At 67.5% G+C, this 15,181-nt stretch carries 9 protein-coding genes; 4 read left to right on the forward strand and 5 right to left on the reverse strand.

Features of this window, described 5'->3' with window-relative positions; genetic code table 11:
• Window positions 1–63: 63 nt before the first annotated feature.
• Together BM436_RS02600 and BM436_RS02605 are read right to left on the reverse strand one after the other, a co-directional pair.
• Entirely contained in the window at window positions 64–2,880 is a 2,817-nt protein-coding gene (locus tag BM436_RS02600; RefSeq protein ID WP_093553191.1) for a TonB-dependent receptor, read from the reverse strand.
• Window positions 2,881–3,150: 270 nt separating this feature from the next.
• Window positions 3,151–4,170, reverse strand: a complete 1,020-nt coding sequence (locus BM436_RS02605; RefSeq protein WP_093553193.1) for an alpha/beta hydrolase — start codon at window positions 4,168–4,170, stop codon at window positions 3,151–3,153.
• A 207-nt stretch (window positions 4,171–4,377) separates the two neighbouring features.
• On the opposite strand from BM436_RS02605, the gene BM436_RS02610 reads away from it, so the two are divergent.
• Window positions 4,378–6,984: an alpha-amylase family glycosyl hydrolase gene (locus BM436_RS02610; RefSeq protein ID WP_177306899.1), complete on the forward strand. Its 2,607-nt coding sequence runs from the start codon at window positions 4,378–4,380 to the stop codon at window positions 6,982–6,984.
• Here BM436_RS02610 and BM436_RS02615 read toward each other — a convergent pair.
• From BM436_RS02615 to BM436_RS02625, 3 genes are all read right to left on the reverse strand, one after another.
• Complete coding sequence (locus BM436_RS02615) at window positions 6,981–8,636, reverse strand: methyl-accepting chemotaxis protein (RefSeq protein WP_093553195.1); 1,656 nt, start codon at window positions 8,634–8,636, stop codon at window positions 6,981–6,983. The two genes, BM436_RS02610 and BM436_RS02615, sit on opposite strands and share 4 nt — an antisense overlap.
• 96 nt (window positions 8,637–8,732) lie before the next feature.
• Window positions 8,733–9,269 carry a GNAT family N-acetyltransferase gene (locus BM436_RS02620; protein WP_093553197.1) on the reverse strand — a complete coding sequence of 179 codons (537 nt, stop codon included), beginning with the start codon at window positions 9,267–9,269 and terminating at the stop codon, window positions 8,733–8,735.
• Window positions 9,266–10,534, reverse strand: a complete 1,269-nt coding sequence (locus tag BM436_RS02625; protein ID WP_093553199.1) for an amidohydrolase family protein — start codon at window positions 10,532–10,534, stop codon at window positions 9,266–9,268. The genes BM436_RS02620 and BM436_RS02625 overlap by 4 nt, the downstream gene beginning before the upstream one ends.
• A 241-nt stretch (window positions 10,535–10,775) precedes the next feature.
• Here BM436_RS02625 and BM436_RS02630 point away from each other — a divergent pair, with 241 nt between their 5' ends.
• From BM436_RS02630 to BM436_RS02640, 3 genes are all read left to right on the forward strand, one after another.
• Complete coding sequence (locus BM436_RS02630; RefSeq protein WP_093553201.1) at window positions 10,776–11,504, forward strand: phasin family protein; 729 nt, start codon at window positions 10,776–10,778, stop codon at window positions 11,502–11,504.
• A gap of 125 nt (window positions 11,505–11,629) precedes the next feature.
• Window positions 11,630–13,393 carry an ABC transporter ATP-binding protein gene (locus BM436_RS02635; RefSeq protein WP_093553203.1) on the forward strand — a complete coding sequence of 588 codons (1,764 nt, stop codon included), beginning with the start codon at window positions 11,630–11,632 and terminating at the stop codon, window positions 13,391–13,393.
• Complete coding sequence (locus BM436_RS02640) at window positions 13,380–15,176, forward strand: ABC transporter ATP-binding protein (RefSeq protein WP_229488818.1); 1,797 nt, start codon at window positions 13,380–13,382, stop codon at window positions 15,174–15,176. The genes BM436_RS02635 and BM436_RS02640 overlap by 14 nt, the downstream gene beginning before the upstream one ends.
• Window positions 15,177–15,181 lie beyond the last annotated feature (5 nt).

The raw sequence follows: 15,181 nt of genomic DNA on the forward strand, positions 1-15,181 counted from the left end.
TGGTTTTGGCTAAAAAAAATGCCCCCGCGAGCGTAAGCTGGCAGGGGCATTTTGCCACGGCGTTTAGAACTTGTAGTTCGCGCCGAAGTAGTAGGTGCGGCCGTATTTCACCGTCTCGGTGACGGCGCTAGGATCGGTCACGTACTGCTGCCATTTCGCGTTGTTCCAGTTGTTGGCCTGGACATACACGGTGAAGCCCTTGGCGAAGCCGGACTGGAACTCATACGAGGCCTGCAGGTCGACGATGGTCTCGCCCTTGATGAAGGTCAGCTGCGAGTTGTCCTGGAAGTCGCTCACCTGGCCCAGGAAGTTCGAACGCTTGCGCGCAGCGGCGGCAACCTGGATGCCATGGTTCTCGTAGTACAGGCGCAGGTTGCTGACCTGGCGCGACAGGCCCGGCAGCGGGATGGTGATGGCGCTGCCCGCGTTGGCGCTGAAGCCGACGGTCGGCAGCGTGATCGCGCTGCTGGTGTTCGAGTGGTTGGCCATCACGCCGAAACCGTCCAGGTATTTCGATACCATCGACAGCGGCAAGTTGGCCGACAGCTCGAAGCCCTTGATGGTGCCGCCGTCGCCGTTGACCGGCGCGGTGTACAGGCCGACCGTCGAGCCGGTGTGCGGACCGGAGGTCGGCAGCGGCGAACCGGGGCTCAGGAACGGCGCGAAGTCGAACACGCGCGGCGCCCGGAAGATGTAGGTGTCCAGTTTCTTGTAGAAGCCGGCCACGCTGAAGTAGGCCTTCTTCGCGAAGTACTTCTCGTACGAGATGTCGAAGGACTTGGCGCTGAACGGGTCCAGCTTGGCGTTGCCGCCGCTGCCGGTCAGGATGGGGTTGACGGCGGTGGTGCTGACCGAGAAGTTCTGGCTGGCGCGCAGGTCGTCCAGGTTGGCGCGGGACAGCACCTTGGCCAGGCCCATGCGGACCTGCTGCTCGTTGCCGACGTCGAAGGACACGTTGGCGCTCGGCAGGAAGTCGGTGTAGGTCTTGCCGTCGGTGACGATGCGCGACGGGCAGGTGGCGGCGGTGTTGCCGGTGCACTTGGCCTGGTCGACCTGCTGGCCGCTGGAGCTCTGGTCGGTGTGCACGATCTGCGTGCCGATGTTGCCGCGGTAAGGGATGCCGAACAGCGTACCGTCCAGGTCGCCCATGATGTAGGCGGTCGAGACCTTCTCGCGCACGGCCCAGTCCTTGTTCAGGATGTCCGCGTCGACCTTCTGCGACAGCTCGTAGATGGTGCCCAGGCTGCCGATCGGGTTGAACGACACGATCGGCAAGCCGGTGGTGCCGGCGACCGAGGTCTCGGTGCCAGGCACGTCCGCCACGCCGTACGGGTTGCCGCCCTTGACCACCAGGCGGCCCTCGGCGCCGGTGCGCGATTTTTCACGCTTGGTGTGGTTGAAGCCGAAGGTGGTGCCGACGATCGGGCCCCACTCCAGGTCGCGCTTGGCCGACAGGCGGATGCTGTCCACCTTGTCGTCGATGTGCGGCAGCGCCACGTAGCCGGCCTGCGGCGAGTTGAAGCCGCCCGACCAGCCGTTCACGTCGGTCAGCTTGGCCACGGCGCGGTCGCCGTAGTTCAGGCCGGTCTTGTAGGCCACGTCGGTGAAGTTGCTGCCATTGAAGCCGGTCCAGGAAATGGTGTCCAGATTGGTGGCGTTGCCCGGCTGGCCGGCGGTGGTTTCGTAGCGGGTTGCCTGCTTGGTGGCCTTCGAGTGGGTCAGGTCGGCGACCAGGGTCCAGTCGTTCAGGCGCAGCTGGTTGTTCCAGCCGATGGTTTTCAGGTCGTCGTCCGCGCTCTCGACGTGGTTGCGCACCACGCCCTTGAAGTTGGTCAAGGTGCCGCTCTGGGCCACGCCGTTCACCACGGTCACGTTCTGCAGCACGCCGGCCGGATCGTAGGCGCCGTTGGCGTTGCCGCCGATCGCGCCTTCCAGGCCGGTCTTCTTCTGCGCGGTGGAGCCGCTCGAGTAGAAGAAGTCCAGGGTGGACTTGAAGTTCTTGTTGGGACGGAACTGCAACGAGGCCATGGCGCCGTCGCGGTCGTAGGTGCTCGACTCGGTGTCGGCGGTGAAGCCGCCCGGCAGCGCGACCTGCTGGCCGTTGAACGGCAGCGTCGGCGCCCAGCCGCCCCAGGAGTTGAATTTCTGCTGGTTGACGCCGGTTTCCTTCAGCTTGGTGAAGCCCAGCGCCAGACCGATGGTGCGGTCGGCGAACTGGTCGATGTACGAGAAGGAGTAGCGATCGCCATCGCCCTCTTCGCCGCCGGAGCGCACGCCGATGCGGGCCTTGCGGTAGTTGGCGGCCATGACGCGCTTGCCGAAGTCCAGCGGCTGCACGGTGCGCAGGTCGATGGTCGCCGCCAGGCCGGAACCGACCAGCTGCGCGTCGGGGGTTTTGTAGATGACCACGGAACCCATCAGTTCGGCCGGGAACAGGTCGAACTCGGGGCTGCGGGCGTTGCCGGTGGACGCTTGCTCGCGGCCGTTCAGCAGGGTGCCGTTGAAGCTGGGCGACAGACCGCGCACGCTGATGTCGGCGGCCTTGCCGCTCTTGGCGCTGCGCTGCGCGGTCACGCCGGGCAGGCGGGCGATGGACTCCGCCACGCTGGAATCCGGCAGTTTGCCCAGGTCTTCGGCCGAAATGGCTTCGACGATGGAGGTGGAATTTTTCTTGATCGAGATGGCGGCCTCGATACCGCTACGGATACCGGAGACGACCACCGCCTGAATGGGCGCGTCGGCAGCGGGTGCGGCGGCGGGGGCGCTGGCGGTCTGCGCGTAGGCGTTGGAAGCCAAGGCCAGGAATACCGCGCAGCCTGCGGCGACCGGTTTCAGTTGGAAAGCAGCGCTCGTGCCCCGCTTGCTTGCGACGTTATTCATTAATAGTCCCCTCATGATCATACAAAAATTCCCGCAAACTACAGCCTGGCGACTGCGTACTTCGACTACACGGGATCCAGGAAAGCCAACGTTCTTTAGACGTCATGCAAGAATTTTGTACTAAAACTAGATCGAGTGTCAATGAATGTTCAGGAAACCTACGTATTAAAGGGTGTTTCGTAGCTCGTACGCCCCACACGCATGGCGCTCACGTTGTATTTGAGCTACAGGCCGCATGGGACCATGCTGTAGTAGGACTACATTGTTACTTTATTTTGCAAGCAGGAAGCGCAGCGGGATGTCCACCCGGCCGCCCCACGCGGCCTCCGTGTGGCCATCGCCCGGGTAGGCCTTGACGATGCAGTCGATGCCGTCGCGGTAGCCCTTGGCGCGCAGCAGCGCGTTGACCTGGGCCTGGTACGGGGGATAGAGGGCGTCCAGGCCGCTGTCGCCATGGTCGAAGTACAGCTTGTGGCCGCCGGCGCGCGGCAGCTTGCGGCTCAGCCAGTCGAAATAGGCGGAGGCGATACGCACGGGGCGCATATCGTCCTTGTCATACAACATGTTGAAGTTGACCGTGATGGGCCAGTGGGTGGACAGGCAGCCCGCCCCGGCGAACACCTCGGGGTGGCGCGCCACCGCGTACAGCGACACCACGCCGCCCAGCGAGGAACCCATGATGAAGGTGTTGCGGCGGTCGCGATGGGTGCGGAACTGACTGTCGATGGCGGGCTTGAGCTCTTCCACGATGAAGCGCAGGTAGGCGTCCGTCAGCGCGGGGGCGGCCTCGGCCTCCCGCTCCGCCTCCGCCACGTCGCCGACGGCCGCCCGCGAGGCGGACACGCCGCGCCCGGGCGGCTCCCCGAGCAAGGCCAGGCGCGATTCGGGAGTCAATGCCTCCAGCGCCGCCGCCGGCGCGAACTCGCGGGCGCGCTCGCGGCCGCTCCAGATGCCGACGATGATGGTGGGCCGCACCAGGCCGTCCGCGATCAGCGGCGCCAGCCGCGCATCCACCGCCCAGGGCTTGCCGCCCATCGCGGTGGCGGAATCGAACAGGTTTTGCCCGTCGTGCATATAGAGCACGGCGTGGCGCTCGGCCGTCGTGTCATAGCCGGCGGGCAGCCAGACCACGACCTTGCGCGGCGCGGCCAATTTGGAGGGGAAGGCCGGCAACACCACGTAACGCCCGCCCGCCGCCTCCGCGGCGCCACGCCCACCCTCCTCCGCGCCAGCGCCATGGACCCAGCCACCGCCCGCCACCAGGGCCGCGACCGCCGCCCTGTCCGCCATCCAACGCAATGCCGCCCTGCGCCCCGTCCGCCCCATCCCCACTCCCGACCGGCCGGCGCGAACCGGCGAAGTTAGCAGCATAGCGCGCGGCGCGTCATGTACCCAAACTAGCTTTCTAAAACCGTTGCGTGGATGCTATTTTCTTTTCATAATAAAGGCTTACGAAGTATCATGTAGTACAACTACCATATAAAAACGGAGACAGCGATGAAACGAACCGCCCTTCCGGCCTTGGTCGCCGCGGCCTGCCTGTACGCGGGCGCGGCGCCGGCCCAGGACTACCGCATCGAGCACATGGAACCGGCGTTCTGGTGGACGGGCATGCAAAACAAGTCGCTGCAACTGATGGTGCACGGCAAGCGCATCGCCGACCTGGAACCCAGCCTGAACCATCCCGGCGTGCGCGTGGCATCGGTCTCGCGCGTGCCCAACCGCAACTACCTGTTCATCGACCTCGTCATCGAGAACGCCGCGCCCGGCAAATTCGACATCGTCTTCTCCGCGCCGGGCAAGAAGAGCGTGAGCCACCGCTACGAGCTACAGGCGCGCGCGCCGGGCTCGGCGCAGCGCAAGGGCTTCTCCAGCGCCGACGCGATCTACCAGGTGATGCCCGACCGTTTCGTCAACGGCTCCACCGCCAACGACAACGTCGCCCGCATGGCGGACAAGCTGGACCGCAAAAACGGCAGTGGCCGCCACGGCGGCGACCTGCAAGGCATGACCAGGGCCCTGGATTACATCGCCGACCTCGGCTACACCATGATCTGGCCGACGCCGCTGGTCGAGAACGACATGCCGGCCTACTCCTACCACGGCTATTCCGCCACCGACTACTACAAGATCGACGAGCGCTACGGCAGCAACGAGGACTACCGCGACTTCGCCGCCAAGGCCAAGGCCAGGGGCATCGGCGTGATCCAGGACGTGGTGCTCAACCATATCGGCCTGAACCACTGGTGGATGAGGGACTTGCCGATGCCGGACTGGGTGACCAACGGCGGCAAATACGTGCCCACCGAGCACCACCGCGTGGCGGTGCAAGATCCCTACGCGGCGCGGGACGACAAGGACAACTTCACCCAGGGCTGGTTCTCGCCCAATATGCCGGACATGAACCAGGCCAATCCCCGCGTGGCCACCTACCTGATCCAGAACACCATCTGGTGGATAGAGTACGCCGGGCTGGCGGGGCTGCGCGTGGACACCTACGGCTACTCGGACAACGCCTTCCTGAGCGAATGGTCGCGCCGCGTGATGGAGGAATACCCGCGCCTCAACCTGGTGGGCGAGGAATGGAGCAACCAGATTCCCGTGGTCGCGCGCTGGCTCGAGGGCAAGCGCAATCCCGACGGCTACGTCTCGCACATGCCCAGCATGATGGACTTCCCGCTCAACGACACGCTGCGCAAGGCCCTGCCCGGCCCGGACCTCAACCTGGGCAACCTGTACGAGACGCTGTCGCAGGACCACCTGTATCCGGACGCGGCCAACCTGGTGCTGTTCGAAGGCAACCACGACCTGCCGCGCACCTTCAGCGTGCTCGACGGCGACGACGCGCTGTTCCGCATGGCCATGGCCTATGTGCTGACGGTGCCGCGCATCCCGCAGCTGTACTACGGCACAGAAATCCAGATGACCAGCACCACCAAGGGCCGCGACGATCCGTCCTACCGCCAGGACTTCCCCGGCGGCTGGGACGGCGACCAAGTCAACGCCTTCACCGGCGCCGGGCTGACCGAACAGCAGAAGGCGGCGCGGGCCTACCTGAAGAAGCTGCTGAACTGGCGCAAATCACAGCCCGTCATCCACCACGGCAAGTTGACGCACTACGGGCCGCGGGACAACACCTACGTCTATTTCCGCCACGACGGCGACAAGAAGGTGATGGTGGCCTTCAACAAGAACGACAAGCCGGCCACGCTGAAGACCGCGCGCTTCCACGAGATGCTGGCCGGCGTGGCCGGCGGCACGGACGTCGTCACCGGCCAGCGCCACGCGCTGAGGGACGAGCTCACGCTGCCGGCCCGCTCGGCCGTGATCCTGGAGCTGGACCGCACGCGCGGCGAGGTGAAAATCGTCGACAACGTCATCTCGCCGCAACTGGGCAACAGCCGCTCGCTGCGCATCTACCTGCCGCCCAGCTACGCCACGCGGCCCGAGCGCCGCTATCCCGTGCTGTACATGCACGACGGCCAGAACCTGTTCGATCCCAAGACCGCCTACAGCGCGGAATGGGAAATCGACGAAACCATGGACCGGCTGATCGCCGAGGGCGGGATGGCCGAGGCCATCGTGGTCGGCATCGACAACACCAAGGACCGCCTGGACGAATACACGCCCTGCTGCGATCCGAAGCACGGCGGCGGCAAGATCGAGCAATACGAGAGCTTCATCGTGGACACCGTGAAGCCCTATGTGGACGGCGCGCTGCGCACGCTGCCGGGCAAGGAGCACACCGCCATCATGGGATCGTCGCTGGGCGGCATCGCCTCGGTGCATATCGCCCAGCACCGGCCAGACGTGTTTTCCAAGGCCGGCGGCGTGTCCAGCTCGTTCTGGTGGAACGAGGGCGCCATGACCGGCAAGCCGCCGATGGCGCCGGTGAAGTTCTACATCGACGCCGGCACCGCCAACGACGGCGTCGAGCAAACCCGGCTGATGCGCGACGCGATGGTCAAGGCCGGCTACAGGGTCGGCACCGGCGCGGCGGACAATCTGTACTACCACGAGGACGTGGGCGGCATCCACAACGAAAAGTCCTGGGCCGCCCGCGCCCACCTGCCGCTGACCTGGTTCTTCCCGCCCTCGCCCTAGGTCTGGACGGTCTGGTTGCGCGGCGGCGCCCGCAAGGCGCGGGAGGCGGATGGCGCTTGGGGAACGCCGGCCGCGCCGTCCCGGTCGTGCAGCTTGAAGAAGCTGACCGCCTCCGTCAGGTTTTGCGCCTGCCGCTGCAGCGACTCGGCCGCGGCGGCGGCCTGCTCCACCAGCGCGGCGTTCTGCTGCGTCACGCCGTCCATGTGGCTGATGGCCGTGCCGATCTGCTCGATGCCGTCCTGCTGCTCGGTGCTGGCCAGCGCGATCTCGCCGATGATGGCGTTGACCCGCTCCACGCTGGCCACCACCTCGGACATCGTCACCCCCGCCTTCCCGACCAGGCTGCTGCCCGCCGCCACCCGCTCGACCGACGTGCCGATCAGCTCCTTGATCTCCTTCGCGGCCGCCGCCGAGCGCTGCGCCAGGTTGCGCACCTCGGACGCCACCACCGCGAAGCCCCGCCCCTGCTCGCCCGCCCGGGCCGCCTCCACCGCCGCGTTCAGCGCCAGGATGTTGGTCTGGAAGGCGATGCCGTCGATGACGCCGATGATGTCGACGATCCTGCGCGAGGACTCGTTGATCTGCTCCATGGTCCGCACCACGTCCGCCACGGTGGCGCCGCCCTTCACCGCCACCGCCGACGCGCTGTGGGCCAGCTCCCGCGCCTGGCTGGCGTTGTCGTTGTTCTGGCGAACCGTGCTGGTCAGCTCAACCATCGAAGACGCCGTCTCCTCCAGCGAACTGGCCTGCTCCTCGGTGCGGTTGGACAGGTCCTGGTTGCCGGTGGCGATCTCGCGGCTGGCGGTGGCGATGGTGTCCGTGCCCGCCCGCACCCGGCCGACGATATCGGCCAGGTTGTCGCTCATGCGCTTGAGCGCGCGCAGCAGTTCGCCCACCTCGTCCTGGCGCGAGGTTTCCACGTCGCAGCGCAGGTCGCCGGCCGCGACCGTCTGCGCGATGCCGATCGCCTGGTTCAGCGGCCGCGTGATGCCGCGGATCATCCACACCACCAGGACCGAGCCCAGCAGCAGCGTGGCCGCCATCATCACCAGCAGGGAAATGGTGGCGTTACGGTGCGCGGCCTCGTTGTCGGCCGCCATTTCCGCCGCCAGCCGGCGCGACTGCTCGCCGATGAACAGCACGATGTCATCGATCTTCTTGGTCGGCGCGCGGTCCATGCCCTTGACCAGGCCGTCCACCACCTTGTGGCCGTCGGGATGGGCGGGGTCGTACTGCTTGAGCGCCCGCAGGTAGTTCGCGCCCAGTTCCTCGTGCATGCGGATCGCCTCGGCCACCAGCGGCGTCTTCAGGTTCAGCCTGTCCAGCAGGGCCTGCAGCTTCAGCAGTTCCCCGTTGACCTGTTTGCCCGTCTTGACGAAGGCTTGCGAGTACTTGTCGAAACTGGCGGGATCGCTCCCGCGCAGCAGGATGTTCTTCCACTCCTGCACCTGGATCTTGAACTCCACCTGCGCGCCGCGGGCCGTGTCCACCGCCTGCGTCAGCGTGACGGAGCGCTGCATGCCCTCGGCGTTGCGGTCCTTGATGAAGTTGAGCGCGCGCCAGCCCTCGACGCCGACCACCAGCAGCGCGAAGAAAAAGAAGCCGCTGAGCAGCGCCAACCGCACGCCTATCTTGAGGTTTGCCAGTTTCATAATGTTCCCCTTTGCCGGCGAGACATCGACTTGCTGATTGCAACTTCGTCTTACATCATGCGCTTCCACCCGGCAAAAGCCAAGACGGGAGCCGGATTACGAGTCGGCGGGCGCCACGGGTGGCGCGAATTCCAGCCGGTAGAGCCGGACGTCCTCGTCGCCGCCCCCCAGCCGGGTCAGCTGGACGAAGCGCAGGCCCAGTTTTTCCAGCAGTTGATTGGAGGCCGTGTTGTGCGGCGAGGTGATGGCCAGCAGGCGCGGCAGTTTTAGATGGCCGCGCGCGTACTCCACCACGGCGGCGCCGGCCTCGTAGGCGTAGCCCCGGCCCCAGTGCGCGGGCGCCAGGGCGTAGCCGATGTCCACGTCCGGCAGGGCGTCGCGCTTGATCAGGCCGCAGAAGCCCAGCGGGACGCCGTCGCCGCGGCGCTCCATCAGGTACAAGGAATGACCCAGCCGCATCTGCATCTCCACCGGGCCGTCGAGGATGGCGGCGCGGGCCTGCTCCAGCGTGCGCACGCCCTTGTCGCCGATGTTGCGGACGAAGGCCGGTTCGTTGACCAGCTCGAGATAAAAGGCCGCGTCGCCCGCGTGCAGGGTGCGCAGGACGATGCGCTCGGTGGTCAGGATGATCATAGGCGGAAGTCGATGTGGGAGGGACGGCCGGGCAGCGCCAGCCGGGCCGTGGCGCGCGGCGATTCGGCCACCACCTCGCCGCGCCGCATCACCAGCCGGCGCGCGGCGCGCAGCCGTATCGCCTCCACCGGGCTGGACGCGTCCAGCAGCACCAGGTCGGCGTGGCAGCCCGGGTGCAGGCCGTAGCCCTCCAGCCCCAGGATGCGGGCCGGCGTCTCGGTGACGGCGGCGAAGCAGGCGCGCATCGCGTCCTGTCCCGTCATCTGCGCCACGTGCAGGCCCATGTGCGCCACCTCCAGCATGTCGCCCGAGCCCAGGCTGTACCACGGGTCCATCACGCAGTCGTGGCCGAAGGCGACGTCGATGCCGGCGGCCAGCAGTTCCGGCACGCGCGTCATGCCGCGCCGCTTCGGATAGGTGTCGTGGCGGCCCTGCAAGGTGATGTTGATCAGCGGATTGGCGATGGCCGCCACGCCCGCCTCGCGCATCAGCGGCAGCAGCTTGCTCACGTAATAGTTGTCCATGGAATGCATGGAGGTCAGGTGCGAGCCGGCCACGCGGCCATGCAGGCCCAGGCGGTTGCTGTGGTAGGCCAGCGTTTCCACGTGGCGCGACATGGGGTCGTCCGACTCGTCGCAGTGCATGTCCACGCGCAGGCCCCGCTCGGCGGCGAATTCGCACAGGATGCGCACGGACTCGGCGCCGTCGGCCATGGTGCGCTCGAAATGGGGGATGCCGCCCACCACGTCCACGCCCATGGCGACGGCCCGCTTCAGGTTGGCCAGCGCGGTCGGGCTGCGCAGCACGCCGTCCTGGGGGAAGGCCACCAGCTGCATGTCCAGGTAGGGGGCGACGCGGCGCTTGACGTCCAGCAGCGCCTCCACCGCCAGCAGGCGGTCGTCGCACACGTCCACGTGGGTGCGGATCGCCAACAGGCCACGCGCGACGGCCCAGTCGCAGTATTGCAACGCCCGCTCAACCAGCGCCTCCTGGGTCAGGTCCGGCTTCAGCTCGCCCCACAGCGCGATGCCTTCAAGCAAGGTGCCGGACTGGTTCACGCGCGGCAGGCCGTAGCTGAGGGTGGCGTCCATGTGGAAATGGGCGTCCACGAAGGGCGGCGAGACCAGGTCGCCGCCCGCGTCGATCTCCCGCGCGCCCTGCACGGCCAGCGACGGGCCTACCTCGGCGATGCGGCCGCCCGCTATGGCCAAGTCCATGCCGCGCCGGCCATCGGGCAGGCTGGCGTTGCGTATCACGACATCCATCTCGGCTCCCAGAGTATGCGATCAGCGATTGTAGGCAGAGGGCGGCGCGGCGCGCAAACGATATCGCGATGTTGCAGTGCATTAATTTTTGACGCGGCGCGCGCCGCCGGGCCAGTCCCGCCGCGGCGCCTTGTGTTATGCAAGCGAGGCGGATAGCGGAAAAAATAACTTTTCAGGGCTTGAAAACAAAGCTAGAATGAATTTTATTGCAGCGCAATATAAACCGTTTTCAGGAGAAGTCATGTTTTCGTTCACCGAACAGTTTTCCGCAGCCACTGCCAACGCCAAATCGCAGCTGGAAACTCAGCTTGACATCGCCAACCACTACGCGAGCACCGCGTTTCAAGGCGTGCAGCAAGTGATCGCACTGAACTTCAGCGCCACCAAGGCATCGGTCGAAAAAACCTCGGCCGCCACCAAGCACTTGCTGGAAGCCAAGGATCCGCGCGAATTCTTCACGCTGAACACCGCGCAGACGCCCAACTTCGACAATCTGCTGGCCTACAGCCGCGAGCTGTACAGCATCACCACCCGCACCCAGGCCGAACTGCTGGAGCTGGTGAAGGAACAGATCAAGGACGCCACCGCCGCGACCGCCGCCGTGGCCGCCAAGCCGCTGGCCCTGGTCAACCAGGTGGCCGCGCCGGTCGCCGCCGCCGTCAAGCCGGCCGCCGCCCCGGTCCCGGCACCCGCCGCGCCCGAGCCGGCGCCCGCTCCGGCCGCCGCCGCCGCGCCGCTGGTGGTGGAAGCCGCCCCGGAAGCGCAGGAAGAGGAAGTGGTTGAAGCCCCGGCGGCATCGCCGAAAGCCGCAGCCAAAGCCGAAGCCAAGGCCAAGCCTGCGACGCCAGCCAAGCCGGTGGTGGAAGCCGTCGCCGAACTGGGCGGCAAACCAGCCGCCAATAAGCCGGTCGCCGCCGAAATCCCGGAAGCCAAGCCTGTGGTGCTGAAGTCGGTTTCGCCTAAGAAATAATCCCAAAGTCATCTCGCGGTAACTCCAAGACCAACGGCGAATCCGCCGTTGGTTCCCCTTCCCTCCCCCTGCACGCGCCGCGTGCCTGAGGTATCCTAGCGGGCTTGACGCTGCGAGGATATTTCATGAGTTTATCGAGGCTACTCGCGGGCTTCGTGCGCCAGCACTGGCCCGCGTATTCCGCCGCCGCGGCCATGCTTACCGGTGTGGCCCTGATCAGCATCTGGATACCGCGCCAGATCGGCGCCATGATCGACGGACTGGCCGCCCACACGCTCGACGCCGCCGGACTGATGACCCAGATCGGCCTGCTGCTGGCGGTCGGCGTGGTCAACTACCTGCTGCGCGCCCGCTGGCGCATGGCCCTGTATTCGGTCGCCTACCGGCTCGGCATGGACCTGCGCACGCGCTTCTACGCGCGCCTGTCGCGCCAGGGCCCCGCCTTCTACCAGAACCGCAGCACCGGCGACCTGATGGCGCTGGCCACCAACGATATCGACGCCATCGAAATGACGGCCGGCGAGGCCATGCTGGCCGGCTTCGACGGCGCGCTGACCCTGGTGACCGTGCTCGGCATCATGATGCTGGGCGTGGACTGGCGCCTGGCCAGCATCGCCCTGCTGCCCTTCCCCTTGATGGCGCTGGCGTTCTGGCGCATCTCCAGCCACATCCACACCGCCTCGGCCGATTCGCTGCAGCGCTTCAGCGCGCTGAACGGGCACGTGCAGGAAACCCTGTCCGGCGTGCGCACGCTGCGCGCGCTGGGGCTGGAGCGGCGCAGCGGCGCCCAGTTCAGCGACCTGGCCGGCCACGCGGCCAAGGCCAGTCTCACGGCGCAGGTGTGGGAGGCGGCCTACGAGCCCGCCGTCGGCCTGACCCTGACCGCCGCCACCGGCCTGACCCTCGGCCTGGGCGGCTACCTGGTGTGGCAGGGCGAACTCACCATCGGCGCGCTCACCAGCTTCAGCATGTACCTCGGCCAGTTGATCTGGCCCATGTTCGCGGCCGGCTGGGTGCTGTCGCTGATCGAACGCGGCCGCGCCGCCTACGCCCGCCTGCAACCGATGCTGGACGCGCCGCTGGCCATCGACGACCACGGCAAGCGGACCGGGCTGCCTCCCGGCGAACTGGCGTTCGACAACATCGGCTACGCCTACCCCGGCCAGACCGAGCCGGCGCTGCGCGACATCAGCGTGCGCCTGCTGCCGGGCCAGACGCTGGGCCTGGTCGGCCCCACCGGCTCCGGCAAGTCCACCCTGCTGCGCGTGCTGCTGCGCCAGCTCACGCCGCAGCATGGCAAGGTGAGCTGGAGCGGCCACGCCATCGACGAATACACGCTGGGCACGCTGCGCGCGGCCATCAGCTGGGTGCCGCAGGAGTCGTTCCTGTTCTCGGCCTCGATCGCGGACAACATCGCCCTGGCCAAGCCGGGCGCCACCCGCGCGGAGATCGAGCGCGCGGCCGACCTGGCCGCCATCCACGACGACATCCTGCTGTTCCCCCACGGCTACGAGACCGAGGTGGGCGAAAAGGGCATCACGCTGTCCGGCGGCCAGCGCCAGCGCGTGGCCATCGCCCGCGCGCTGCTGGCCAACAACGCGCTGCTGTTGCTGGACGACGCCCTGTCGGCGGTCGACACCGGCACCGAGACGCGCATCCTGGAACACCTGGAGGAGCTGCGCCAGGAAGGCAAACGGACCGGCGCCGAGCGCAGCGCCATCATCGCCAGCCACCGCCTGAGCGCGGTGGTCAACGCCGACCTGATCGTGGTGCTGCGCGACGGCCGCGTCAGCGAGACCGGCACCCACGAGAGCCTGCTCGCGCGGGACGGCTGGTACGCCAGCCAGTGGCGCTATCAACAACTGGAGGCCAGCCTTGACGCTCTCTAAACCGCCCGCAGACACGGTGGGCAAGCAGACCGCGCAGGCGTTCGGCCTGCTGCGCCGGGCCGCAGAGCCGGACCTGCGCCACCTGTACTGGGCGCTGCTGTGGCTGGTCCTGGCGGCCGGCCTGGAGGTGCTGGGGCCGATCGCCGGCAAGGCGCTGATCGACGAGCACCTGCTGCCGCGCCACCTGGACTGGCCGCGCATGTGGATGCTGCTGGGCGGCGTGCTGCTGACCGGCTGGATCGCCAGCGCGCTGCGCTACTGGCAGCTGGTGCGCCTGTCCGGCCTGGCGATGCGCTCGGTGCAGCGCCTGCGCGAGCAGGTCTACGGCCACGTGCTGCGCCTGCCCATGGCCTTCTTTGACCGCGCCATCACCGGCCAGCTGGTGTCGCGCGTGACCAACGACACCGAGGCCGTGAAATCGCTGTACGTGCAAGTGCTGTTCGTGATGCTCGACAGCACCATCGTGCTGGTCGGCACCGTGATCGCCATGGCTTGGCTGGACTGGCGCATGATGCTGATCGTGCTGGCGCTGCTGCCGGCGGTGCTGGGCATCGTGTGGCTGTACCAGCGCCTGAGCGCGCCGGCCGTGACGCGCGCGCGCCAGCTGCGCAGCGAGATCAACGGCCAGATGGCCGAGTCCATCAGCGGCATGCAGGTGCTGCAGGCGAACAACGCGGAACAGCGCTTCGCCGACCGCTTCGGCAAGACCAACACCGAGCACTACACCATGCGCGTGGCCGAGATGCGCGCCAACGCCTGGCTGCTGCGCCCGGCGCTGGACCTCTTGAACGTGGTGCTGCTGGCCTCCGTCATCTACATGTTCGGGCAGCGGACGATGAGCGCGGCCGAGGTCGGCGTGCTGTACGCCTTCATCAGCTACATCGCGCGCGTGATCGAGCCGCTGATCCAGATCACCATGCAGTTCAGCCAGCTGCAGCAATCGGTGGTGGCCACCGCCCGCGTGGCCGCGCTGCTGGACGAGCCGGTGGCGGTGGAGCACGCGGCCGACCAGGCGCTGGCGTCCGCCGGCGAGGCGCCCGAGGCGCCCGGCGTGCCGGCCGTCTCCATCCGCGGCGTGAACTTCGCCTACGCCGGCGGCCAGACCGTGCTGCACGACCTGTCGCTGGACATCCCGCGGGGCGCCTTCTTCGGCATCGTCGGCCACACCGGCAGCGGCAAGTCCACCCTGCTGTCGCTGCTGCTGCGCTACTACCCGGTGGCCGTGGGCGGCATCGCCATCCACGGCGCGCGCCTGGAGGGCATCCCGAACGAGCGCTTCCGCAACGACGTGGGCCTGGTGCCGCAAGACCCCTTCCTGCTGGCGGCCTCGGCGCGCGAGAACATCGACATGGGCCGCGGCCTGTCCGACGCCGACATCGAGGCGGCCGCGCGCGCCGCCCACGCGCACGACTTCATCGCCGCGCTCGAGCACGGCTACGCCACGCCGCTGGGCGAAGGCGGCTCGCGCCTGTCCAGCGGCCAGAAGCAGCTGATCGCCATCGCCCGCGCGCTGGCCGGCAAGCCGCGCATCCTGCTGCTGGACGAGGCCACCTCGCGCATCGACAGCCAGACCGAGCAGATCGTGCAGACCGCGCTGCACGAGTTGCGCGGACGCGTCACCATCATCGCCATCGCGCACCGGCTGTCGACCATCCGCGAGGCCGACCGCATCATCGTGCTGAACCACGGCCGCATCAGCGAGGCCGGCCCGCACGAGGACCTGATGCGCATCGAGGGCGGCCTGTACCAGCGGCTTTACCTGCTGCAGCAGTTGGCGGCCTGACGGTC

The sequence above is a fragment of the Pseudoduganella namucuonensis genome (assembly GCF_900116645.1).
In the GTDB taxonomy this organism is placed as follows: Bacteria; Pseudomonadota; Gammaproteobacteria; order Burkholderiales; family Burkholderiaceae_D; genus Rugamonas; species Rugamonas namucuonensis.